At 64.9% G+C, this 22319-nt stretch carries 21 protein-coding genes and 1 tRNA gene; 14 read left to right on the top strand and 8 right to left on the bottom strand.

The window, feature by feature from the left end:
- Positions 1 to 63: 63 nt before the first annotated feature.
- The 3 genes from DAAJ005_RS11955 to DAAJ005_RS11945 form a co-directional block, all read right to left on the bottom strand.
- A complete protein-coding gene (locus DAAJ005_RS11955) occupies positions 64 to 2112 on the bottom strand; it encodes a M3 family metallopeptidase (protein ID WP_151847296.1) in 2049 nt (682 codons plus the stop codon).
- 69 nt (positions 2113 to 2181) lie between these two features.
- Complete coding sequence (locus DAAJ005_RS11950; RefSeq protein WP_151847295.1) at positions 2182 to 3363, bottom strand: cation:proton antiporter; 1182 nt, start codon at positions 3361 to 3363, stop codon at positions 2182 to 2184.
- A 32-nt stretch (positions 3364 to 3395) separates the two neighbouring features.
- Positions 3396 to 3929, bottom strand: a complete 534-nt coding sequence (locus DAAJ005_RS11945; RefSeq protein ID WP_151847294.1) for a cation:proton antiporter regulatory subunit — start codon at positions 3927 to 3929, stop codon at positions 3396 to 3398.
- Positions 3930 to 4040: 111 nt separating this feature from the next.
- Here DAAJ005_RS11945 and DAAJ005_RS11940 point away from each other — a divergent pair, with 111 nt between their 5' ends.
- The 4 genes from DAAJ005_RS11940 to DAAJ005_RS11925 all read left to right on the top strand — a co-directional run bounded on the left by DAAJ005_RS11940 (position 4041) and on the right by DAAJ005_RS11925 (position 7793).
- Positions 4041 to 5249, top strand: coding sequence for a YbfB/YjiJ family MFS transporter (locus tag DAAJ005_RS11940; RefSeq protein WP_151847293.1), 1209 nt, complete (start codon positions 4041 to 4043; stop codon positions 5247 to 5249).
- Positions 5250 to 5328: 79 nt separating this feature from the next.
- Entirely contained in the window at positions 5329 to 6576 is a 1248-nt protein-coding gene (locus tag DAAJ005_RS11935) for a homoaconitate hydratase family protein (RefSeq protein WP_370519709.1), read from the top strand.
- The gene (locus tag DAAJ005_RS11930; protein WP_151847292.1) at positions 6573 to 7205 is read left to right on the top strand and encodes a hypothetical protein; all 633 of its coding nucleotides are present in this window, start codon (positions 6573 to 6575) and stop codon (positions 7203 to 7205) included. The genes DAAJ005_RS11935 and DAAJ005_RS11930 overlap by 4 nt, the downstream gene beginning before the upstream one ends.
- A 24-nt stretch (positions 7206 to 7229) precedes the next feature.
- On the top strand, positions 7230 to 7793 hold the full coding sequence (locus DAAJ005_RS11925; protein ID WP_151847291.1) for a Uma2 family endonuclease: 564 nt from the start codon (positions 7230 to 7232) through the stop codon (positions 7791 to 7793).
- A 3-nt stretch (positions 7794 to 7796) separates the two neighbouring features.
- Here DAAJ005_RS11925 and DAAJ005_RS11920 read toward each other — a convergent pair whose 3' ends face one another.
- The gene (locus DAAJ005_RS11920; protein WP_075831835.1) at positions 7797 to 8201 is read right to left on the bottom strand and encodes a YchJ family protein; all 405 of its coding nucleotides are present in this window, start codon (positions 8199 to 8201) and stop codon (positions 7797 to 7799) included.
- A gap of 146 nt (positions 8202 to 8347) precedes the next feature.
- Between DAAJ005_RS11920 and DAAJ005_RS11915 the strand changes: the two genes are divergently transcribed.
- From DAAJ005_RS11915 to DAAJ005_RS11885, 7 genes are all read left to right on the top strand, one after another.
- On the top strand, positions 8348 to 9193 hold the full coding sequence (locus DAAJ005_RS11915) for an RNA methyltransferase (RefSeq protein WP_151847290.1): 846 nt from the start codon (positions 8348 to 8350) through the stop codon (positions 9191 to 9193).
- Positions 9190 to 10365, top strand: a complete 1176-nt coding sequence (locus DAAJ005_RS11910) for a hypothetical protein (RefSeq protein ID WP_151847289.1) — start codon at positions 9190 to 9192, stop codon at positions 10363 to 10365. Before DAAJ005_RS11915 ends, DAAJ005_RS11910 begins: the two co-directional genes overlap by 4 nt.
- A 72-nt stretch (positions 10366 to 10437) precedes the next feature.
- Positions 10438 to 10734 (top strand): GNAT family N-acetyltransferase, encoded by a 297-nt coding sequence (locus DAAJ005_RS11905; protein ID WP_151847288.1) that lies wholly within the window; start codon positions 10438 to 10440, stop codon positions 10732 to 10734.
- Between the two features lie 38 nt (positions 10735 to 10772).
- The gene (locus tag DAAJ005_RS11900) at positions 10773 to 11633 is read left to right on the top strand and encodes an MBL fold metallo-hydrolase (protein WP_151847287.1); all 861 of its coding nucleotides are present in this window, start codon (positions 10773 to 10775) and stop codon (positions 11631 to 11633) included.
- An 88-nt stretch (positions 11634 to 11721) separates the two neighbouring features.
- Positions 11722 to 13110, top strand: coding sequence for an MATE family efflux transporter (locus DAAJ005_RS11895; protein ID WP_151847286.1), 1389 nt, complete (start codon positions 11722 to 11724; stop codon positions 13108 to 13110).
- Positions 13111 to 13371: 261 nt separating this feature from the next.
- Complete coding sequence (locus tag DAAJ005_RS11890) at positions 13372 to 13941, top strand: DUF2726 domain-containing protein (protein WP_151847285.1); 570 nt, start codon at positions 13372 to 13374, stop codon at positions 13939 to 13941.
- Positions 13942 to 14016: 75 nt separating this feature from the next.
- Positions 14017 to 14664: an HD-GYP domain-containing protein gene (locus tag DAAJ005_RS11885; protein ID WP_192930746.1), complete on the top strand. Its 648-nt coding sequence runs from the start codon at positions 14017 to 14019 to the stop codon at positions 14662 to 14664.
- A 426-nt stretch (positions 14665 to 15090) separates the two neighbouring features.
- Here the strand turns inward: DAAJ005_RS11885 and DAAJ005_RS11880 are convergent.
- Together DAAJ005_RS11880 and DAAJ005_RS11875 are read right to left on the bottom strand one after the other, a co-directional pair.
- Positions 15091 to 15165 (bottom strand) — tRNA-Val (locus DAAJ005_RS11880).
- A 98-nt stretch (positions 15166 to 15263) separates the two neighbouring features.
- Complete coding sequence (locus DAAJ005_RS11875; RefSeq protein WP_151847283.1) at positions 15264 to 16133, bottom strand: alpha/beta hydrolase; 870 nt, start codon at positions 16131 to 16133, stop codon at positions 15264 to 15266.
- A 144-nt stretch (positions 16134 to 16277) separates the two neighbouring features.
- Here DAAJ005_RS11875 and DAAJ005_RS11870 point away from each other — a divergent pair, with 144 nt between their 5' ends.
- Positions 16278 to 17768: a lycopene cyclase family protein gene (locus DAAJ005_RS11870; RefSeq protein ID WP_151847282.1), complete on the top strand. Its 1491-nt coding sequence runs from the start codon at positions 16278 to 16280 to the stop codon at positions 17766 to 17768.
- A 96-nt stretch (positions 17769 to 17864) separates the two neighbouring features.
- Complete coding sequence (sdaAB, locus tag DAAJ005_RS11865; RefSeq protein ID WP_151847281.1) at positions 17865 to 18530, top strand: L-serine ammonia-lyase, iron-sulfur-dependent subunit beta; 666 nt, start codon at positions 17865 to 17867, stop codon at positions 18528 to 18530.
- 60 nt (positions 18531 to 18590) lie between these two features.
- Here sdaAB and DAAJ005_RS11860 read toward each other — a convergent pair whose 3' ends face one another.
- Both DAAJ005_RS11860 and DAAJ005_RS11855 read right to left on the bottom strand, forming a co-directional pair.
- Positions 18591 to 19589, bottom strand: coding sequence for a hypothetical protein (locus DAAJ005_RS11860; protein ID WP_151847280.1), 999 nt, complete (start codon positions 19587 to 19589; stop codon positions 18591 to 18593).
- Positions 19590 to 19687: 98 nt separating this feature from the next.
- Complete coding sequence (locus tag DAAJ005_RS11855; RefSeq protein WP_151847279.1) at positions 19688 to 20431, bottom strand: IclR family transcriptional regulator; 744 nt, start codon at positions 20429 to 20431, stop codon at positions 19688 to 19690.
- A 213-nt stretch (positions 20432 to 20644) separates the two neighbouring features.
- On the opposite strand from DAAJ005_RS11855, the gene hutU reads away from it, so the two are divergent.
- Positions 20645 to 22318, top strand: coding sequence for a urocanate hydratase (hutU, locus tag DAAJ005_RS11850; RefSeq protein ID WP_151847278.1), 1674 nt, complete (start codon positions 20645 to 20647; stop codon positions 22316 to 22318).
- Position 22319: the final 1 nt, after the last annotated feature.

Genomic DNA, 22319 nt, shown 5'->3' with positions numbered 1-22319 from the left:
GAATAACGCAAAGGCAACCCGGCTCACCCTTGAAACCGGGAGCCGGGTTGCCAGATGCAGGATTTATGTGGGCAGCAGACCACTGCGGCGCAGCAGGGCGTCCGCGTCGGGGTCACGGCCCATGAATTCACGGTAGAGCTGGGCGGGGTCTTCACTGCCACCCCGGCTCAGTACGCTATCCACAAAGGCGCGGCCCGTGTCGCGGTTAAAAATCCCCTCGCTGGCAAAGCGCGAGAAGGCGTCAGCGTCCAGCACCTCGGCCCACTTGTAGCTGTAGTACCCGGCTCCGTAACCCACCGGGCTGGAGAACAGATGGTTGAAGGACGCCACCATCGAGTAGTCCTGGGGCAGCGGGTACGGCACGAAGCGGGCCATGCTGTCTCGGGCTGCCGCCACCGGGTCCGCGTCGCTGGCCGGGTCGTATTCGACGTGCAGCATCAGATCGGTTGCACCAAAGGAATACTGGCGCATGGAGGTGTTGGCGGCGCGGTAGTTGCGGGCGGCGATCATCTTGTCGAAAAGATCCTGGGGCAGCGCCTCGCCGGTCTGGTAGTGGCGGGCGAACAGGTCCAGCGCCTCGCGTTCCATCACCCAGTTTTCCATGATCTGGCTGGGCAGTTCCACGAAATCCCAGGCGACGCTGGTCCCGCTCAACGACTTGATCGGCACGGTGGACAGCGCGTGGTGCAGCAGATGGCCGAACTCGTGGAACACCGTTTCCACCTCGCGGATGGACAGCAGCGCGGGTGTGTCCTTGCCAGGGGGGGTCATGTTGCCGCACATCAGGCCCAGGTGCGGATCAACGCCACCCTCGCGGGGGCCGCCCGTGATGAAGCCGTTCATCCACGCCCCGGCGCGCTTGGTATCGCGCGGGAACCAGTCGGTGTAAAAGGACGCGACGTGGGTACCGTTCTCATCCTGGATGTCGTAGTAGCGCACTTCGGGGTGCCAGCCGGGAGCCTGCGCTTCCTTCACGGATGCGCCGAAGACACGTTTTGTGATCTCGAACAGGCCGGACAGCACGTTGTCGAGGGGGAAGTAGGGGCGCAGGGCTTCCTCGTCGAAGTCGTACTGGGCCTGACGCTGCTTCTCGGCCCAGTACGCCACGTCCCAGGCAGCCAGGGCAGGAGCATCGGCACCGGCGTGCTGACGGTAAAAAGCTTCCAGCTCGTCGTTCTCGCGCTCGTAGGCGGGGCGGGTGCGGGCCTCCAGATCGCGCTCGAAGTTCAGGGCCGTCTCGCCGCCTCCGGCCATTCGGTCCTGCAACACGTAGTCGGCAAAGTTGGCAAAGCCGAGCAGCCCGGCCTTCTCGCGGCGCAGCTCCAGAATTTCGCGTAGCAGCGGGCGGTTGTCGCGCCCATCCTGCTTACCTACCTGCTGCTGGGCCTCCCAGATCTCCCGGCGCAGTTCGCGGTCATCGGCATAGGTCATCAGCGGCGTGGTGATCGGCTGGTGCAGGGTCAGGCGGTGGCCATCCTTGCCGCGTTCCTGGGCGTCCTCGCGGGTGGCGTCCTGCACGCGTTGCGGCACGCCCTTCAAACGCCCGGCATCCACGTACAGCTCGTAGGCGGCGGTGGCGTCCAGCACATTCTTGCCGAAGTCGCTGGTTACGCGGGCCAGCCGGGTGTTCAGCTCCAGCAGGCGGGCCTTGTCGGCGTTATTCAGGTCCGCACCCTCGCGCTTAAAGTCGTCGATGGTCAGCTTGAGGTGCCGGGCGCGCACCGGGTCCAGCCCTGCGGCGGCGTCGGTTGCGGCAAACGCCTTGAGGGCCGCCCACAGGCCGGGGTGCAGGCTGAGGTTGGTATAGAACTCGCTGGTCTTGGGCAGGATCGCCTGTTTGGCCGCCGTCCACTCGGGGCTGCTGACCACCGCGTCCAGATGGTGAACGATGGTGGTCACGGTGCCGAGCTGCTCGGTCAGGATGTCCAGATCGGCCATGAAGCCCTGAAACCCGCGTTCGCCAGACTGCGCGAGGCGTTCCAGACGCTCGTTGGCCTCCGAGAGCAACTGGTCTACGGCGGCCTCGGCATGTTCGGGCTTGATCTGATCGAAGGGAACGCGGAAACCCACGTTCAGCAGTGGGTTCTCCGTCATGACACTTGCAGGGTTCATACACCGAGTATAAACAGTGGTTCAGCCCGATCTCAGAAGAAATGCGTAGAGCGTCCGGTCATGCGGACCTCATGTCGGTCCAGGGGCGGGGGCCTGCTTTTCCGGCTTTTTGCGGTCCAGCAGCGGCGCGAGCTGGGCATCGAAACGCGACAGCACCGGCCCCAGGATGGCGGTTAGAAGCACGTAGACGGCGGCCAGCGGTCCCAGGCTGGGGGCCAGACCCAGGCCCAGGCCCGCGATCAGGATGCTGAATTCGCCGCGCGGAATCAGGGTGGTCCCGGCACGAAAGCGCCCGCGAATCTGCACGCCCGCGCGCCCCGCCCCGATCCAGCCCACCGCGAATTTGGTGGCCCCGGTGATGATGGTCAGCAGAACCGCAGGCAGCAGCACAGGCGGAACCTCGGCCAGATTCAGTTGCAGGCCGAAAAAGACGAAGAAGACGGCGGCGAACAGGTCACGCAGCGGCTCGATCTGCCGCCGCGCCCGGTCCGCCACCTCGCCCGAAAGCGCGATGCCCACCAGAAACGCGCCGATGGCCGCGCTCACCTTGAGCTGGTCCGCCACGCCCGCCACCACCAGCACCAGCCCCAGCACGCCCAGCAGCAATGCCTCGTCGCTGGGCACGTTCATCACGCGGCTCAGGACATGACCGTATCTGAGCGCCAGAAAGAAGGCCAGCCCGAAGGCGGCCAGCGCCACCAGCAGATTCACACCCACCGCCACCAGCGTGCCGCCGATCAGCAGGGCGGCCACCACCGGCAGGTAGGCGGCCATCACCACGTCCTCGATCACGCACACCGCCAGAATCACGGGCGTTTCGCGGTTGCCCAGCCTGCCCAGGTCACGCAGGATCTTGCTGGCAATGCCGCTGGAGGTCAGGTAGGTGACGCCGCCCAGCAGCACGGCGGCCATCGGGGTAAAGCCCAGCAGAAAGCCCGCGATCAGCCCCGGCGTGAAATTGAGGGCCAGATCGATGATGCCGATCTGCCGGTTGGCCTTCATGTTGTTGCTGAGTTCCTCGCTGGTGTATTCCAGCCCCAGGGTGAACAGCAGCAGCACCGCGCCGATTTCCGCGCCGGTGTGGATGAATTCCTCTGGGGCGTTGCCCAGCGACATGAACGCACCCAGGCCGATGCCCGCCAGCAGGTACAGCGGAATGGGGGTGATGCCCAGGCGTCCGGCGGCGCGGCCCACCAGGGCCAGCAGAAAGATCACGCCGCCCAGTTCCAGAAACAGTTGGCCCAGCTCCACGCTTCACCTCCCCGGTGTTGTGGGAGGATGAATCACGGGGTTTCGGCCAGCGATTTGGCGGGTTTGGCCGGTTTTTCCATGGGTTCGCCGTTCAGCAGCCGCGCGGCGCGGGTCACGCCGTCCGCCGTGCCCACCACCACCACGGTATCCCCGGCGCGCAGGATGAACTCCGGCCCCGGCGCGGGAATCGCTCCGCCGCCCCTGATCACGGCCACGATGCTGGCCCCGGTGCGGGTTCTCATCATGGCGCTGCCCAGCGGTTGACCGCTGTACGGCGTGCTGTCGGCCAGCGGCAGCCAGTCCATCGCCAGACCCTCGATGTCCTGCATGCTCTGGGCCATCCGGCGGGTCACGGTGCTGCCGCCCAGCAGATCGGCCACCACCTCCGACTCCTTCTCGTCCAGCACGATGCTCTGGGCACAGGAGTCGGGGTCCTCGCGCAGGGACACGAACAGTTCGCGCCGCCCGTCGCGGTGCGTGATCACGCCCACGCGTTTGCCAAATTTGCCATCGAAATCGTAGCGCATGCCCACGCCGGGCAGGGAGGTTTCATCGAGCTTGACCATTCGTTCAGGATACGGGGTTGGGTGCGCCGGGAAGCGGCAGTGGGTTGCTATGGGGCGGGTGGGGCAAGAGTCAAGCCCACGCCAGCCATCGCCGCCGCCCTATCCTGGGCCGTGGCCGTTCCTTCCGTTTCTACTCCTGCGTCCCTGCCAGAACTGTCACTGTCCGCCCTGTGGCCCACGCTGGGGCTGGCCCTGGGTCCGGCGGTGGCGCTGGGACTGGCCAGATTCGCCTACGCGCTGATGCTGCCCGCCATGCAGGGCAGTCTGGGCTGGAACTACACGCAGGCGGGCGGGCTGAACACCGCGTCCGCCGTGGGCTACCTGCTGGGCGCGGCCACTGGCGCTGGCGTGGGGCGGCGGCTGGGCCTGCGGCACGCTTTTTTGCTGGGCATGCTGATCACCGCGCTGGCCCTGCTGGCCTCCGGCCTGACCGGAAACTATTCGTGGATGCTGCTGTGGCGGGCGCTGGCCGGGGTGGGGGGGGCCGTGACCTTCGTGACCGGCGGGGCGCTGGCCGCCGAGCTGGCCTCCCGTTTCAACGCCCGCAGCGGGGGCCTGATCGTGGGTGGGTATTTTGGCGGGGTGGGGCTGGGCATCATGGCTTCGGGCGCGGTGGTTCCGGCGCTGCTGGCTGCCGGGGTGCGCTGGGAAGGCGCGTGGTGGGCGGTGGGCGCGCTGGCCCTGGCCGCCTGTGCCTACTCGTGGCGCAGCACCGTGGGCATGGGCGGGCGGGTGGCGGGCGCGGGGGGCGGTGGCGTGAGACTGAATCTGATCCCTCTGACGCCTACCCTGATCTCCTATTTTCTGTTCGGCGCGGGCTACGTGTCGTACATGACCTTCGTGATCGCCTTCCTGCGCGGCGAGGGCCTGGGTTCGGGGGCGGTGGCCGCCTTCTGGATCGTGCTGGGCGCGGCGGTGGTGGCGTCCTCGTGGGTGTGGCGAGACCCGATTGCGCGCTGGCCCACCCGGCAATCGCTGGCGCTGATCCTGCTGGTGCTGGCGATTGGCACAGCGTTGCCGCTGGCCTCGGCGGCGCTGCTGCCGGTGTTCGTGTCGGGCATCCTGTTCGGCGGCTGCTTTCTGGCGGTGATTGCCGCTATTACCGCCCTGGTGCGCCGCACGCTGCCGGGCGCAGTCTGGGCCTCGGCTCTGGGCGCGGCCACCGCTACCTTTTCTGCCGGGCAGGTGCTGGGGCCGATCTGGTCTGGCTGGCTCTCGGATATCACCGGGACGCTGAACTGGGGGCTGCTGGGTTCGGCGCTGCTGCTGCTGATCGGCGCGGCGGTGGCGACCGGGCAGCGTGAGAAAGCTTCCACCTGAACTGGCATTCGCCAACTTCCCGCCCTCTATTCCAGTCAAGCTCACGCCGTTCCTCGCGCGCAGGCGGCACAATAGTCCCATGATGTCCGCCAGCAAGCCCCAGACGATGGCCGAGAAAATCCTCTCCCAGCGCGGCGACAGAACTGTGTATGCCGGAGACCTCGCCGTGGTGGAGGTCGATCAGGTGATGGTGGTGGACTCGATTGCCCAGAGCTTTATCGAGCGCATGCAAAAGGACCTGGAAGCGCTGCCCAAGTACCCAGAGCGCGTGTCCATCGTGGTGGACCATGTGGCCCCCGCCAGCACCGTCAGCGTGGCGCAGGCGCAGAAGGAGGCCCGCGAATACGCCGCCCAGACGGGCGTGGCCCTGTTCGACGTGGGGCGCGGCATCTGTCATCAGGTGCTGATGGAGGAGGGGCTGGCCCAACCCGGCTGGATCGTGCTGGGCAGCGACAGCCACAGCACCACCTACGGCGCGGTGGCCGCCTTTGGCACGGGCATGGGCGCAACCGATATCGCCCTGGCTGCCGCCAGCGGCAAAACGTGGCTAAAGGTGCCAGAGAGCGTGAAGGTGACCTTTACGGGCGAACTGAGAGGCGATGTGAGCGCCAAGGACGTGGCCCTGGAAATGATCCGCACGCTGGGAGCGGACGGCGCGACGTACCAGAGCATAGAGATTCATGCCGGGGACCGTTTCACGCGCGGGGAACGCATGACGCTGGCCAACCTGTGCGTCGAGGCGGGCGCGAAGGTGGGCCTCGTCGTGCCCGGCGGCGAAATCCTGACGATGTACGACGTGCCAGACTGGGTCTATCCCGATGACGGCGCAACCTATGTGCAGCAAATCCAAATCGATCTGAGTGTCCTGAACCCCCGCATGAGCGCCCCCAGCGAGGTGGACAACGTGCATGACGTGTCCGAGTTGCGCGGCCTCAAGGTGGATCAGGTGTTTATCGGCACCTGCACCAACGGGCGGCTGGAAGACCTGCACGCCGCCGCCAACGTTCTGCGCGGCCACAAGGTCAGCCCTGGCACGCGCCTGCTGGTCATTCCGGCCAGTTCGCAGGTCATGGAAGCGGCGATGGAAGACGGCACGCTGCTGACCCTGCAACGCGCCGGGGCGGTGCTGGGCACGCCGGGCTGCGGGCCGTGCATGGGCCGTCATCAGGGCGTTCTCGCGCCGGGCGAGGTCTGCGTGTCTACCAGCAACCGCAATTTCATAGGCCGCATGGGCGACAAGGACGCGCAGATTTATCTGGCCTCGCCCGCTGTGGCGGCGGCAACGGCGGTGATGGGAAGGATTGCCTTGCCGGGGGATGTGGGTTGAAACAGCGTTTCGGTCAGTTGCCGAATTTGATTTGGGGCTGCCTGCTGCTGTGGGTGTTGTGGCTTGGCTACATGCTTTTTAAGCTGAATACAATTGCGGTTACAGCGCCAGAGCATTTTAGTAGTTTTGGCATTCTTGGAGATAGCTTCGGTATGATGGGAGGCTTTTTCGCATCTCTTGCTTTGATATTTACGGCCATCACGAACAATCAAATCGCTAAAGATCGCAAAATACAATATGAAAAACAGATACACGATTTGCTCGTCTTAGAAAGAGAAATCGCGTCCGCACAATACTATTTGGAGAGTGGTAAGTTGAGTTTTTACCCCGCTATGCTACTTCAAGGTAGAATTGCGTATTTTAGCTTGCGTGATGAAAAATTTGACTCGCTATCTCTAAATTCATCTATCGATGCTTTGCTATTTTCTCTAGACTTAGCTATTAAATATATAGCTAATAAGCTGATTAGCGATGACGGTTACATAAAATATAGAATAGATAATGCCATAAAAGACCCAAATATTACTCTTTATCTACATACGCTTAAAAAGCGCAGGGAGAATTTAAATCTAGATGGTTTTCCCTTTCCTAATCTCTACGAAAAAGTTAAGGCTCCTGAAAATAATTAATCCTTATTGTCGTAAACTCTTGCCATGACCGAACCTGCCTTCCAGCGCATGAGTGCCGAGGAGTACCTGCGAACTGAGGAAGCCAGCCCGTACAAGCGCGAGTACGTGGACGGCTTCGTGTATCCGCTGCACGCGCAGGCGGGGGCCAGCAAGCCGCACACGCGCATCTGCACCAACATCACCGCGCATCTTTACGCCGCCGCCATGCAGGCAGGATGCCGCCTGTATTCCTCCGACATGAAACTGCGTGTGGGTGGCAGCCGAAACTTCTTCTACCCGGATGTTCTGGTGGCCTGTGGTCCCGACAACCCCGAGGACAACTTCGAGACCGAGCCCTGCCTGCTCGTGGAAGTCCTGTCGCCCAGTACCGCCGCGCATGACCGCACGGGCAAATTTGGCCTGTACACCGCACTGCCCAGTTTACAGACGTATCTGCTGGTAGAGCAGGCCGAGCGTCGCGTGTACGCCTATTCACGGCAGGACGGAGAATGGGTGCTGGAAGAATTCAGAGGTCAAGGCGCAATTGATCTGCCGTGCCTGAACCGCGCCCTATCCCTCGAAGAAATCTACGTCGGAGTGCTGGCCTGAGCCTCACCCTTCCGGTGCGTCCAGCGTCGGCGGCGTGATGTCGTCCACGTAGACCCAGCGCCCGTCCACCTGTTCAAACAGGCTGCGTTCGCGCAGCACATAGCGCTCGCCCCGGTTCACTTGCAGGGCGGCGCTGAATTCCACCTCGTTGCCACTGGCCTCGTAGACTTTCAGGGACAGGTAACGGGTGGCCGGATTCAGGTGCAGGTCCGCCGGGCGCGTGTCCGGGTGCCAGGTGGCCAGCACGTAGGCGGCGTTGCCCAGTGCGTAGGCCGAGTAGCGCGAGCGCATCAGGGCTTCAGGCGTGGGCGCGGGCCGCGAACCGTCGTGCGCCGGGCCGCAGCAATGGGCGTAGCTGTGCCCGGAGCCGCACGGGCAAGTTTTGAACGGAGGGTAGGCCAGCGGCATGGTGCCAAGCTAACGCAGCCAGGGGTATGGGGTGGGGTCAGATGAACCGGGTACAGCGTATGGCGAGGCTGTGCTGACCACACTTCTGGCCACAGCCGCCCTGTTGTCACGGCGCAGACAGAGGAGGTTTGCCATAATGGCCGGGCATGACCCGCGCCGATTCCAGCACCCCTCCCATCACCTCGTTGCAAAATCCGCAGCTCAAGCGGCTGGTCCGCCTGCACGCCCGGCGGGGCCGCGAGCAGGAGGGCGTCATTTTAATCGAGGGCGCGCGGGAGCTGTCGCGGGCACTGGGCGCAGGCGTGATGCCCACCGAGATTTTCAGTTGCCCCGAACTGCACAGCCCGGAGGCCGCCGGGATCGATGCACTTCTGCCCCTGACCGCCACCGAACTGTCGCGGGCCGCCTTCGAGAAGGTCAGCGGGCGCGAGAACCCCGATGGGCTGCTGGCCGTGGCGAACCGTCCTGTGGTGGCCCTGCCCGATCTGGCCCCCGACGCCGTGGTGGTGGTGCTGGACGGCCTGGAGAAACCCGGCAACGTGGGCGCGATCCTGCGGACGGCGGACGCCTCGGGCGCGGCGGCGGTACTGGTGCTGGGGCGCGGCGCGGACCCCTACGGCCCCAACGTGATCCGCGCCAGCCAGGGCAGCGTGTTTGCCCTGCCGGTGGTGGCGCTGGATGAAGCTGGGGCCTACGCTTATCTAACGGCGCAGGGCTGCGTGACGGTGGCCTGCACCCCCGACGCGCCGCACGTCTACTGGGACGCGCCGCTGACCGGGCGGCTGGCGCTGCTGCTGGGCACCGAACACGGGGGGCTGCCCGCGCACTGGCGTCAGGCCGGGAATGGGAGCGGCCTGAGCGTCCGCATTCCCATGACGGTTGGCAGCGCCGCCGATAGCCTGAACGTGGCCACCGCCGCCGCGCTGGTGCTGTTCGAGTGTGCCCGCCAGCGGCGCAGGACTGGGCTGGGGAACGCCGGGGCCAGTCCATGAGCCACGATCCGTACCGCGAGTGGCTAAGGACCCGCCTGGGACAGGAACTGGGTCTGCATGGGGCCGAGACGGCGATTGAGGGCGCGGTGCAGCGTCGGGGCTGGCCTGCGCTGCGGGCATTGGGACCGCGCGACGTGGTGGCCGTGTTGCAGGACGTCTACAGCAGCCTGCGCCAGACCGTTGGGGATACCCGCGCCGACAGTTGGCTGCAAAGCACCACCGTGGACCTGGCAGAGTACGCCCAGACGGTCCCGGTCCCGGCCCAGCCCACCCCCGGCCCGCTGGCCCCCGAAGCCACGCCTGCGCCGTTGCGCTGGGGCCGGCGGGCGCATGATCTGCCACTGCTGCTGGCCCGCGCCAACGCCGAGATCGCGGGCCGCAGTCTGGGGGCCATCCGCGCCGATCCCACGCTACTGGGGCTGGCGCAGACCGCCGAGTGGGATGTGCAGGCCACCCTGGCCGAGGTGCGCCGCTGGGAAACCGAGAAGATGCTGAGCAGCTTGCGGGCCGATCACTCGCGCACCGAGGTGGCCGACGCCGTGGCTGCCGCCGCTGCCCAAGCCGAGTGGCTCCGCCTGAATGTCCGCGAACTCCAGGCCGAACTCCAGGGCGGCCAGAATGTGGTGCCCCAACTGGCCCACGCCCGCCTGACCCTGACCCAGCTCGACGCCTTCCTACAAGCCTTCACGCCGCTGATCGAGGTGGGGGACGCCGATCAGCCCCTGCCGCCCGGCGAGGCCAGACTGGACCGCGAGTTCTTCTCGCTGGAAGTGCCGCTGAACCCGGCGGTGCTGCGTGCCCGCCATGCCCTCAAACTGGCCCAGTGGCGGGCCAAGGCCGGGCCGGGCGCAGAGTCTGCTGCCGTGCAGGCCCAGCAAGCTCTGGAAGCCGCCGAAACGGAGGCGCGGGCGCAACTGGAAACCACCTTGCACACCGCCCGTACCGCCCAGGCCCGCTTCGCGCCGCTGCGCCAGCAGGTGGGGGCGCTGGAGGAACGGCTGAAGGTGCTGGGTCAGCGCGGCGGCGATCCCCTGAGTCTGGCGCGCGTGCGGCTGGAATGGCGGCAGGCGCGTGCGGCGGCCCGCGTGCAGGCCCACCTGCTGGAACAGGCCATGCGTCTGCTGGAATCCCTGGTGGACGTCGTCGAAGCGCCGGACCAGATGGCGAAGTAGTCAGCGGCAAAGGCAACGAAACCCCAACTGCTCCCGCATTCATCTGGATGCCGTAGGCCCTAGCTTGGGGACATGACCAGCAATTCGGGAAAGATCACCCTCAGAGATAACGAGGCCGCACAGCAGTACGAGGTTTATGTGGACGGTGAATTGGTGGGCTACGCCGGGTACCGCCCACTGGAGAATGCTCGTGAGTTGCCCCACACCGAAATGAATAGTCAGTACATGGGTCAGGGTCTCGGCTCAAAACTGGTTCAGTTTGCGCTGGATGATCTGCGCAAGCGCGGCCTGAACGTTGTTCCCACCTGCCCGTTCATCGCGGATTACATTGGCAAACACCCCGAATATCAGGATCTGGTGCAGGGCTAATCAACCATCCGCAACCTAACGTTTGTTAGTCTGACCCGATGGCCTGGAATCACACGCGGCAGATCGGAGAAGTACAAGTCACCAGCCTCACGGACGCCAGCTTTGGCCTGGACGGCGGTGCGATGTTCGGCAGCGTGCCCAAGGCGCTGTGGGAGCGGGTTGCCCCGGCAGACGAGCAGAACCGGATCGCGCTCAGGATCAATCCACTGCTCATTCAAATGAACGGCGAGAATATCCTGATCGAGACCGGCTTCTGGGACCGGGGCGGCGAGAAGTTCGAATCGATCTACGGCCTGGACCGCGACGAAACCGTGTTCCGGGGCCTGCAAAACGTGGGCCTGACCACGGATGACATCCACCTGGTGATCAATACCCACCTCCACTTTGATCACGCTGGGCGCAATATCACGGCGCTGAACGAGCCGACGTTTCCTAATGCCCGCTACGCCGTGCAAAAGCGCGAACTGGACGATGCCCGCCACACCCACGAGCGCAGCCGCGCCAGCTACGTGCCGGACACCTTTGAACCTATCGCGGACGCCGGACTGTTCGATCTGATCGACGGCGAACACGAGCTGCGCCCCGGCCTCAGCGTGTTGCCGCTGCCTGGTCACAACCTGGGCCAGCAGGGGGTTGTCCTGCGAAGTGGCGGTCAGACGCTGGTGTACGTCGCGGACCTGATTCCCACCCTGGCCCACACGCCGTTGCCGTACATCATGGGCTATGACCTGTACCCGGTGACCACGTTGGAAACCCGCAAAAAGTACCTGCCGCAGTGGTTCGAGCAGGGCGCGCTCATCTGCACCCCGCACGATCCACGCACGCCGTTCGCCCGCTTGCAGGAGAATCCGAAGGGCGGCTTCGTGGCTATGCCGGACGAGGGAGAGCTTCAGAAATAGCGAGGGGAAAGGCGTGTCTGACCGCCTGATCCACCCTCCGCCATCTAGCTGATTTATTCCGGCACATAAAGGTGTAATCTGGCGCGTTATGTCTGCCATTCCCACCTTCTCTCCACCGTCTGAAACGATTAAGTCGCCCATGCGCGAGATCGCCTCTATTGCCGTCCCCGTTAGCCTGGAGATGGTGATTCAACTGCTGCTGACCTTTATCAACCAGATCATCGTGGGGGCGCTGGGGGCGGTGGCGGTGGCGGCGGTGGGCCTGACCGGCAGCCTCAGCTTCCTGTTTTTTGTGACGCTGGGCGCGCTGGGATCGGGAACCAGCATTCTGATCGCGCGGCGGGCCGGGGCGAACGACAGCGCGGGCGTCAACCAGACCCTGAGCGTGACGCTGGTGGTCAGTCTGGTGCTGGCGGGCGCGCTGACCGTGCCGATCATCCTGAATGCCGACACGTTGCTGCGGCTGGCCGGCGGCGCGGAGGACGTGACGCGCACCGCCGTGCCGTATATGCAGGTGGGGATGCTGGCGCTGGTGCCGGGGGTGCTGGGCTGGATCTTCAGCGGGGCGCTGCGCTCGCTGGGGCACGCCCGCACGCCGCTGGTGGTCACCAGTTTCACGGTGGTGGTAGAAAGCCTCGCCGCTTACGGCTTGGTGTTTGGCGTCGGCCCGCTGCCCGAACTGGGCGTGGTGGGCGCGGCGTGGGCGCTGGTCCTGGCCAACACCCTGAAAGCCGTGTTGCTGGCCTATCAGGTGTTCGGGCCGCGCCATCTGGCCGCGCTGCAATTTCCCACGCGGGCCGCTCTGCGTGCCATCGCCGGGCCGCTGATCGCCTTGAGCGCGCCGCTGGCCTTCACCGAATTCGTGTGGAGCCTGGGCAACTTCATGTACGCCGCCGTCTTTGCCCGCGTCGGCACGGTGGCGCTGGCGGCCAGCCAGATCGTGGCGACGCTGGAAGGCATCTTCATCGTCGGCTCCTTTGGCCTGATGAGCGCGGCCACGGTCTTTATCGGGCGTTCGCTGGGACAGGGGGACGCGGCGGGGGCGCGGCTGTGGCTGGCCCGCATCTCGCGCGCCGGGCTGGTCACGGGCCTGGGCTTCGGCGCACTGTTTGCCCTGAGCGCCCTGATCGTCCCTGGCCTGTTTCCCAAGGTGGGCGGGGCCGTGCAGCATATCGCCGTGATTGGCATTCTGATCAACGCCAGCACGCAGATTTTCAAGGTCCGCAACATGATCGTGGGCGGCGGCATCCTGCCCAGCGCGGGCGACGGCAAGGGCATCATCACCGGGGACGTGGTGGGCGCGTTCGTGATCGGACTGCCGTTGGCGATCTGGCTGGGGCTGAACACGCCGCTGGGGGTTTGGGGCGTATTCATCGCGCGCGGCTTGGAGGAAATCGTCAAGGTAGGCATCTTCGAGTGGCGACGTCGACGTGTGAACTGGGAAAGGCTGGCGCTGGAGCAGGCCAAGGCGGCCTGAACCACGAAGGTGGCGGGCGCTCTGGAGTGCAGCGGCTTCAAAGGCAGGCTGACGTAAAGCTCACCTTGAATCCGCTTCTGGCGCGGCACATGAAAGGCGAAAGGCACGTCCTCCGGGGGCACGCACCGTAGACCCGCACCTCTCCTTCTCGCGTCCACTCAAATCAAACCGCTCTCGCAACCGGTTTGATCTGTGTCCATATCATCCTTAGAAAACCCGTCTGGCAGAGCATTGTGATGACCTTCTGCCTACTATCAGAAAATGGTTGTCTTCCTGCTGGGTCTGCTGCTGGGTATCGTTGTCACGATGCTGGCACGGGCTTGGCATGGCCGGACCAGCCGGATCTCCAGCGCTCCGAAGGTCCAGACTCCTGTCGTCCCCAATCCGCCGATGGCCGCGCTGCCGGGCCATCTGGCCGTCGAGACCCGGAGTCCGTTTTTCAGTCTCAGCGAGGGCGAGTTCTTCCGCACGCTGGAGCAGGCACTGCCTCCCGGTTACCGCGCCTTTCCCAATGTGCGGCTCTACGATCTGTTCCTGATCGTCGCTGCCCTGCCCCCGCAGCAGGCCGCCCTCGCCAGCCTGCGCGACGAACACATCGATTTCCTGATCGTGGTGCTGGACGGACACCATCCCGTGGCGGCCATCGAACTGATGGGAAAGACGGTCCACCCTGCCGAACAGCGCCGCCGGGACGAGGCCAAGGATCTGGCCTTTCGCAGTGCTGGACTGCTGTTGCTGCGCCTGCGGGCCGAGGAAGACCACACGCTGACCAGCCTGGAGGCGCTGCTGTGGCAGCATCTGCGCCCCGCCCAGCGTGAGCTGGTGATCTGAATGCCAGATCGGGGTTTTTCCTCAGTTTCTCATCCTGGTAACGCCACGGCAAAGCCTACAGCCGTAGCCTTGAGTATGTTGGTCTCCTCCCTGACCGGACGCCCCGCCGCACCTGAAACCAGCGGGGCTTGTGAAGCGGCGCTGTGGGCGCTGGGGCAGGCGCTGGAAGTCCATGACAGCGAGGTGAAGGGCCACACGGACCGGGTGACCGAACTGGCCAGGTGGATGGCCGAGGCCCTGGCCTGGTCTCCATCCCAGCGTCAGGCGCTGCGCTGGGGGGCCTACCTGCATGACGTGGGCAAGATCGAGATCCCAGACACAGTGTTGTACAAGCCGTACAAGCCGGGTCCACTGGACGCCTCGGAATGGGCGGCGATGCGCTCGCATGTCGAGGGTGGCGTTCAGTTCGCCGCAGAGCTGGGTTTTGTGCCTGAGACGACGCTGCAGGTGATTGCCGATCACCACGAACGCTGGGACGGTCAGGGGTATCCGGCGGGCAAGGCAGGGTGTCAGATCAGTCTGGCGGGCCGGGTTCTCGCACTCTGCGATGTCTATGACGCGCTGATCAGCGACAGGCCCTACAAGAAGGCGTGGACGCCGCAGGAAGCGCTGGTTGAGATCGGCGCGCAGGCTGGGCGGCAGTTTGACCCCGTGCTGACGGAAGTGTTCGTGGCGTTGCTGCGGCAGCGGAGGGCAGACGCCGATTGGGCTGGACTGTCCTGAACGGATTTCCAGATTGATGCAGCCGCGCGGGCTGTCCCTTTGGGTATGTGCGGTGAACTTCAGGCCCAGCCCATCCTCGGCCCCATTTCAGTCTGCCGGAATGAGGCTCTGCACACCACGAGTTAGCCTTGGCCTCCTGGTGGTAGCTTTTAGCTGGCTCTGTGGTCTGCCCGTGCGCCTGCTGTTACTCCTGAGGCCTTGAATCGATACGCGTCTGCTGGAACGGGTGAGTCCGAGTGGGCGCGGTTAGGAGAGGGGCGGGTGCCGGGAGTGGAATTGACAAACCGACGCTGTCCCGATTTGTTCACGGAACAGCAGGGATCCAAATGAAGCCCCACTGTACTGGTATCACGCCGGGAGCTTCAAAGTGCTGGAATCCAGTGACAGCGAAAATGAAAAACCCCGCGCTAGGCGGGGCTTTTTTCGTGGTGGGCGGTATAGGATTTGAACCTACGACCACTCGCTTGTAAGGCGAACGCTCTACCGCTGAGCTAACCGCCCACACGGGGGCCTATCCTAATGGCCCAGACGGACAGGATCAAGGGGCAAAGCCGACGCGGACACAACTGGTGTGCCAGCTCAGGGAATGGATACGGTTTTTATTGCAGTTTGTGCGTCTCGATGAAGTCGATCACCTGCTGCCGGGTGTCGCCCAAGAAGTTCAAGGGCCGCGCCATCGCGGCGATGATGGTGATGTGGTTCAGGCCCGGCAGCACCTTCAGTTCGGACGGCACGCCCGCTTTCTTCAGGGCCGCTTCCATCGTGACGCCGTTGTAGGGGTCCACCGTCGTGTCGTTGGCGGCCACCAGCAGCAGGTTGGGCGGTGCGTCCGGGCGAACGTGGCGGTCCGGCATGATGTCATCCGGGTTGCCGCCGACTGGAAAGGCAAGGGCAGTGGGTTCGCCCCGGAAGTCGTAGGCGTATGGCCCAGCCACGCCAATCACGCCGCGCACCGCGCTGATGGGCACCCCGGCCTCTTTGAGCCAGCGGGCGTTGTCCACCACTTCCACGGCGTTGAAGCCGCCCGCCGAGTGGCCCATCACGAACAGGTTGTCGGGGCTGCCGCCGTAGCTCTTGGCCGTGTCGTGCAGCACCTTGAGGGCGGCGGCAGCGTCCTGGATGTAGTCCGGGTAGCGGTGTTCGGGGGCCAGACGGTAATTCATCACGCCGGTCACGTAGCCCGCGCGGGCCAGCGACTCGCCCACGAACTTGTGGCCGTCCTTGCTGCCGTTCTGCCAGGAGCCGCCGTGAATGAACAGCACCACCGGGGCGTTCTGCACGTTCTGGGGCGCGTACACATCCATCACGTTGCGCGGTGCGGGGCCGTAGGGCACGTTCTGGGTCACGTTCAGTCCGTTCGTGGAGGTCACGGCGTTCAGGGTGTTCTGGGGCGAGCAGGCAGCCAGCGTCAGGCCAAGTGCGGCGGCCAGACCCAGGCCAGCGGCGCGGGTGAATTTGCGTGAAGACATGACAGAGAGGCTAGTCCCGCCTTCCTGGCCCCGGTGCCGCCAAACGCACAGTTCAGCCCTGACCGGGCTTTAAATTGCTTTGGGAGTTGTGGGGCGTCCGAAGCCCCACAGACCCGCCGCCGTGGGGGCGCTAGCCTGCTGCGAATGCCTGTGGACGCCCTTTCAGATCAAACAACCGACGTGCTGGTGGTGGGTGGTGGCCCATCCGGTCTGGCGCTGGCCACCGAACTGGGGCGGCGCGGTCTCAGCGTGCGCGTGGTAGCTCCGCATCCGCCGCAGCCGTTTGCCCCCACTTACGGCTCGTGGCTGGACGAGTTGGCCGGCTGGGCGCAGGCTTGCACTGCTCAAGTCTGGACCGACGTGCGGGTCTATACCGGCCCCCAGCCCACGCCCCTGCTGCGGCCTTATGGGCTGCTGGACAATGCCCGTCTGCTGGAAGCGTTGCTGGAGCGGGCAGGGGAGAGACTATGCTGGACGCAGGGCAGGGTGGCGGGCGCGGAACAGCGGGGCAAGCTCTGGCATGTCCGGGGCGAGGTGGGCGAGGAGTGGACGGCGCGGCTGGTAGTAGACGCCTCCGGGCACGGTGGCCTGCTGCTACCCACGCCCTTCGAGGGCGGCGCAGCGTTGCAGACGGCTTACGGCATCGTGGCCCATTTTCAGCGTCCTCCCAGTCCCCCCGGCGCGATGGTCTGGATGGATTACCGCGCTCCTCATCTGGACCCGGCAGAGGTCCGAGCCGAGCCGACGTTCCTGTATTCCATGCATCTGGGCGGGGACCGCTACTTTGTGCAGGAAACCAGCCTGATCGCCCGTCCCGCCCCCAGCCGCGAGTTCATGCAGGCACGTCTGTACGCCCGCCTAAAGGCACTCGGCACGCCCCCGCACGACACCGAATCCGACGAGTGGGTGGCCTTTCCGATGAACGCGCCCGCACCTGTTCCTGGCCCGATCCTGGCTTACGGTGCGGCGGCGGGGCTGGTCCACCCGATCAGCGGGTTTCAGGTGGCCGGGGCGCTGAAGGATGCGCCGCGTGTGGCCCAGGCGGTGGTAACAGCGCTGGAAAATGGGGAGGACGCTGCCGCCGCTGGCTGGGACGCCCTCTGGCCCCCGGAACGCCGCGCCGCGCGGGGGGTGCATCTGCTGGACCTGGGAGCATTATTGGAACTGCCGGGGGACCGTCTGGGGCAATTCTTCGCGGCCTTCTTCCACCTGCCCGCCGCTGAGTGGCACGCCTTTCTTGGGCCTCATACCGGGGTGCGCGAGCTGGCGCGTAGCATGCTCAAAGTGTTTGCCCACGCCCCAAACGCTGTGCGGCTGCCGCTGGTCCGCGCCGCGCTGGCCCATCCTGGCGTCAGCCTGCGCGCCCTGCGTGAAGCGGCCCGCATGAAGGAACCTGCCCGCTTTTCCCATCCTCCAGACGCCACGGCAGGCCACGCTATGGGCATGACCCAATCTGATGAAGCCCAGCGTGAAGCCAACAGCGGTGACGTGGACCAGCAGGAAGTGGTTGAGGAGGGCATGCAGGGCGCAGTCGGTAGCGTGAATGCCGATGGTCTGGCCCCCGGCGTGGACCGCGAGGAAAAGCTGGAAGAACTGCGCGAGAACATGGCGGAAGTCAGCGGCCAGCAGCAGTAATTCTCTCTCAGATCAGGGAAGGCGGGTAGCGGATTCCAACATGGGCGTCCCCTGCCCGTTTCGGTTCTGGGATGTTCTCCCGCCTATACTCCCCCCATGTCCCTCCTTGACATGATTGGCCCGGTGATGATCGGCCCCAGCAGCAGCCACACGGCGGGGGCTTGCCGCCTGGGTCTGGTGGCCCACCATCTGCTGGGCGAGGCCCCGAAGCGGGCGAAGATCGGCCTGCATGCCTCATTTGCCAAGACCGGGCGCGGTCACGGCACCCATCTGGCACTGGTGGCCGGACTGCTGGGCTTCATGCCGGATGATGCCCGCCTTCCCCGCGCCTTTGAGGAAGCAGCGGCGGCGGGCCTTGAGTACGAGTTCAATGCCGTGGACCTGGGTGACGTTCACCCCAACACCGCCCACATTGAGCTATACGGCGATGAGGAGAAGGTCACGGTACAGGGCAGCAGTACGGGTGGCGGCGTGATTCTGGTGACGGCGGTGCAGGGCCTAGGCGTCAACTTCGGCGCGTTCAGCCCCACTGTTTTACTGCGCTATACCGACGCGGTGGGCATGATCGCCCGTGTTGCCGCAACCATCGCCGCCGACGGCGTGAATATCGCTGCCCTGACCTGCACCCGCCAGACGCGCGGCGGTCAGGCGCTGCTGGCGATTGAGCTGGACGCGGCCCTCAGCCCGCAGGCCCTGGCTTTTCTGGACCACTGGCCGGACACCAACTGGGTGCGGTTGCTGCCAAAATTGATGGACGGATAGCGCGCGTCGTGTGTCTGAAAGCCAGGGACCGATGCTGTCTGCTGGCGTTCAGATCATTTCCTACTTCTCTGGCTTCAGCAGTAGCACTCGTGAGGTCTTGTCGTCGTTCAGGGGGTGGCCCGAGGCCAGCAACCAGCCCTGATCGTTGATGACGCTGACATAGGAAAGGCTCCAGCCATCCACCCGGATGGGCGTATAACTGCGGGCCGCATGGTCATACAGGAAGATGTTGGTGTCCAGGGTGTTCACCACGGCCTGACCCCTGTTGTTCAGTGAATTCACGAACACCGCGTCCGAGCCTCTGGGCGGCGAGAGTAGTAGCCCTTTGCCCGCGCCCGCCTCCCAGACGTGCAGGGCCGCGCCGTCTTCGTCGCTGCCGAGGATCAGGCCCGCGTCGTTGATGAATTCGGGGGTCCAGCCCTTTTCTGCGGACCGTGTCACCTTTGTGCCCTGTGAGACGCCCTTCTTCGACACCACATTTCCTGCTGCATTGACCGCCGTGGCAGATACCTGCCCCAGTGGGATGATCTTGCCGCCCGGCTTCCACAGGTAACTGGCCCCCCCAGTCTGGGCCGAGGCGATGACATTCAGGTTGGAGGAACAGCCCCGAACGCCCAGGAACAGCCCGTGCGTTCCCGCGCCCGGAAAGGCGATGGGGCTGAAGGTTTTGCCGTCGTAATACAGCGGCGGCGTGTCGTTGAAGGTGTTGATGACCATGAGACCGTCGTCTGCCAGACAGTGCCGCCCCGCCGAACTGGACAGTTCCCCGCCCCTGGCGGCGGCAGGCAGCGTGACGGGCTTCAGGGCTGTGCCAGACCACACGAACAGGGCGTCGGGATTCTTGCCCTGCACGGCGGCGAGCAGCACCGCGCCCTTGTTGTTCAGGGCCAGTGGGAAGGTCTGGGTATACCCCGGCGGGACGGGCGCGACCTGAACGCTGTACGTCGCCCCTTTCGGCGTTAGCGTGGGGATGGGCAGGGGCGCGGCCCCGGCACTGGAGGCCAGCAGGCCGAGCAACGCGGGAGCAATGGCGGAGGGAAGGCCAGGTCTGTTTTGCATGTTCACCCTCTGTCCGCCCGGCTAGGTGAAGGTGTCGCCCCACGAGCGTCACCGGAAAGGACATGGCAAAAGTGTAGATGTCTGCCCCTCCAAAAACATCACCCCTCCCCCCGGTAACCCAGCGTCCAGCCTACCTCTGCCGCCGTTGTGTGCAGAGCGCGCAGCAGGCTTTCGCGGGCGTTCATGCGCGCCGTGGGTAGACTCAGCCCCAGTGCCGCCAGAATCGTGCCGCCTTCCCCCCGCACTGGAACTGCCAGTCCACTCGTTCCCAGCGCCCATTCGTCTCGGCTGAGCGCGTGACTCTGAATGCGGATGGCTTGTGCCTCGGCATCCCAGTCGGTGGGCGTGGTCAGCGTGTGGGGTGTGAATGCCTTCGTGGAGTGGGGGACAGTCTGCCCGGCCAGCGCCAGCAACAGCTTTCCGCTGGCGGTGGCATGGGCGGGCAATTCAAAATCCAATTCTCCAGCCACTGGCGGTCCGTCGCGCCCTTGCACGCTACGGGCCACACACAACACTTGATCGCCGTGAAGTACACAGAGGAAGGCCAGCAGATGCGTTCCGCGTGCCAGCCGCTCCATCGCGTCGTGGGCGGGGGCGTACCACGGCAGGCTGCCGTACAGCGCGCTGCTCAGCTTTAGCAGCCGCCACCCCAGTCGGTATCGTCCCCGTCCCACCCGCACCAGCAACCCCGATCCTGCCAGCGTCAGCAGTTGCTCATGCACTGTGGACGTGGGCTGATTCAGATGCCGCGCCAGCTCAGTCAGGGTCCATTCGGTGCGGTCCGCGTCAAACAGTTCCAGCACCCGGACGGCGGCTTCAACGGTGGCATGGGTGCGGGGCATTAATGGGCTTGATTTCCGACGAGTGGATACAGTTTCTGGACCTCGTGCCTTCTCGCTACGAAGTGCGGAAACAAGTGACCCAACGTGCAGGCTGCAATCCCCACAACAGTTTCAACCTTTCTGTCCTTCTCCATTTCCAGCATCTTATCTGGGTTTCCGCTATACCCGGAAAACCACTCTGTTTCCTCGCCAGAAAAGGCGAACCATAGACCCATGACCTCAACCCAGCCCGATGCTCACGTCATCCGCGCTCCCCGTGGCCCGCAGCGCACCGCGAAAGGCTGGATTCAGGAAGCCGCCAAGCGCATGCTGATGAACAACCTGGACCCGGAGGTGGCCGAACACCCCGAGGAGCTGGTGGTCTACGGCGGACGCGGCAAGGCGGCGCGCAACTGGGAGGCGTTCCACAAGATCGTGGAGACGCTGGACCGTCTGGAAAATGACGAAACGCTGCTGATCCAGTCTGGTAAACCCGTGGCCGTGCTGCGAACCCACGAATTTGCCCCGCGCGTGATTCTCGCCAATTCCAATCTGGTGCCGAACTGGGCCACCTGGGAGGAATTTGACCGTCTGGATCAGGCCGGATTGATGATGTACGGCCAGATGACCGCCGGAAGCTGGATTTACATCGGCACTCAGGGCATCTTGCAGGGAACCTATGAAACCTTTGCAAGTGCGGCGGACAAACACTTCGGCGGCAGCCTGAAGGGGACCATCACCGTCACCGCCGGGCTGGGCGGTATGGGCGGGGCGCAGCCGCTGGCGGTCAAGCTGGCCGGGGGCGTCAGCATCACCGTGGAAGTGGACCCCACCCGCATTCAGAAGCGTCTAGAAACCCGCTATCTGGACGAGGTGGCCGACAATTTGGAGGATGCCATCAAACGCGCCGAGAAGTACAAGGCGGCGGGAGAGGCCCGCTCTATCGGCCTGCTGGGCAACGCCGCCGAGATCATCCCGCAACTGGTGGAGCTGAACTGGACCCCGGATCTGATCACAGACCAGACCAGCGCCCACGATCCGATGTGGGGTTATCTGCCCATCACCACACCTGACGAGGACGCCGCCGTTCTGCGGAAAGACCAGCCCGAGGCTTATAAGCAGCGGGCCTATGACGCGATGGCCGCCCATGTCTGGGCCATTCTGGAACTCCAGAAACGCGGCGCGGTGGCCTTTGATTACGGCAACAACCTGCGCCAGCGCGCTAAGGAAGCGGGCGTGGAGGACGCCTTCAATTACCCCGGTTTCGTCCCCGCCTTCATCCGCGATTCCTTCTGCGAGGGGCGCGGGCCGTTCCGCTGGGTGGCCCTCTCTGGCGATCCCGAAGATATTTATGCCACCGATAAAGCCTTGCTGGAACTGTTTCCCGACGACGTGCGCCTGCAATCCTGGCTCAGTTATGCCGCCGATCAGATCGCCTTTCAGGGGCTGCCCGCCCGTATCTGTTGGCTGGGTTACCGCGAACGCGATAAAGCCGCGAAGTTGTTCAACGACATGGTGGCCGATGGCCGACTGAAAGCTCCCATCGTCATTGGACGCGATCATCTGGATGCGGGGAGTGTTGCCAGCCCCTACCGCGAAACCGAGGCCATGCTGGACGGCTCTGACGCCGTGAGCGACTGGCCCCTGCTGAACTTCGGCATTGGCATTGCGTCTGGCGCGGCGTGGATGAGCTTTCACCACGGCGGCGGCGTGGGCATGGGCTTCTCGCAGCACTCCGGTCTGGTGGCCCTGGCCGACGGCACCCCGGAAGCCGCCGAACGCCTGAGCCGCTGCCTGACCAACGATCCCGCAATGGGCGTGTTGCGCCACGCCGACGCCGGATATGGGCTGGCGCAGGACGTGGCGCGGGAGCGTGGGCTGGATTTGCCGAGCCTGGGGATAAAGTAGA

The sequence above is a fragment of the Deinococcus sp. AJ005 genome, from assembly GCF_009017495.1.
Classification (GTDB): Bacteria; Deinococcota; Deinococci; order Deinococcales; family Deinococcaceae; genus Deinococcus.
This window is presented reverse-complemented; position numbering and strand designations above follow the sequence as displayed.

Bases quoted from the DNA above. Each gene is read 5' to 3' on its own strand.
- DAAJ005_RS11945 (WP_151847294.1), bottom strand. From the start codon at position 3,929: ATGGTCAAGCTCGATGAAACCTCCCTGCCCGGCGTGGGCATGCGCTAC.
- hutU (WP_151847278.1), top strand. From the start codon at position 20,645: ATGACCTCAACCCAGCCCGATGCTCACGTCATCCGCGCTCCCCGTGGC.
- DAAJ005_RS11935 (WP_370519709.1), top strand. From the start codon at position 5,329: ATGATGTCCGCCAGCAAGCCCCAGACGATGGCCGAGAAAATCCTCTCC.
- DAAJ005_RS11925 (WP_151847291.1), top strand. From the start codon at position 7,230: ATGACCGAACCTGCCTTCCAGCGCATGAGTGCCGAGGAGTACCTGCGA.
- DAAJ005_RS11895 (WP_151847286.1), top strand. From the start codon at position 11,722: ATGTCTGCCATTCCCACCTTCTCTCCACCGTCTGAAACGATTAAGTCG.
- DAAJ005_RS11885 (WP_192930746.1), top strand. From the start codon at position 14,017: ATGTTGGTCTCCTCCCTGACCGGACGCCCCGCCGCACCTGAAACCAGC.
- DAAJ005_RS11870 (WP_151847282.1), top strand. From the start codon at position 16,278: ATGCCTGTGGACGCCCTTTCAGATCAAACAACCGACGTGCTGGTGGTG.
- DAAJ005_RS11905 (WP_151847288.1), top strand. From the start codon at position 10,438: ATGACCAGCAATTCGGGAAAGATCACCCTCAGAGATAACGAGGCCGCA.
- DAAJ005_RS11920 (WP_075831835.1), bottom strand. From the start codon at position 8,201: ATGCCGCTGGCCTACCCTCCGTTCAAAACTTGCCCGTGCGGCTCCGGG.
- DAAJ005_RS11900 (WP_151847287.1), top strand. From the start codon at position 10,773: ATGGCCTGGAATCACACGCGGCAGATCGGAGAAGTACAAGTCACCAGC.
- DAAJ005_RS11855 (WP_151847279.1), bottom strand. From the start codon at position 20,431: ATGCCCCGCACCCATGCCACCGTTGAAGCCGCCGTCCGGGTGCTGGAA.
- DAAJ005_RS11910 (WP_151847289.1), top strand. From the start codon at position 9,190: ATGAGCCACGATCCGTACCGCGAGTGGCTAAGGACCCGCCTGGGACAG.
- sdaAB (WP_151847281.1), top strand. From the start codon at position 17,865: ATGTCCCTCCTTGACATGATTGGCCCGGTGATGATCGGCCCCAGCAGC.
- DAAJ005_RS11955 (WP_151847296.1), bottom strand. From the start codon at position 2,112: ATGAACCCTGCAAGTGTCATGACGGAGAACCCACTGCTGAACGTGGGT.
- DAAJ005_RS11860 (WP_151847280.1), bottom strand. From the start codon at position 19,589: ATGCAAAACAGACCTGGCCTTCCCTCCGCCATTGCTCCCGCGTTGCTC.
- DAAJ005_RS11875 (WP_151847283.1), bottom strand. From the start codon at position 16,133: ATGTCTTCACGCAAATTCACCCGCGCCGCTGGCCTGGGTCTGGCCGCC.
- DAAJ005_RS11890 (WP_151847285.1), top strand. From the start codon at position 13,372: ATGGTTGTCTTCCTGCTGGGTCTGCTGCTGGGTATCGTTGTCACGATG.
- DAAJ005_RS11915 (WP_151847290.1), top strand. From the start codon at position 8,348: ATGACCCGCGCCGATTCCAGCACCCCTCCCATCACCTCGTTGCAAAAT.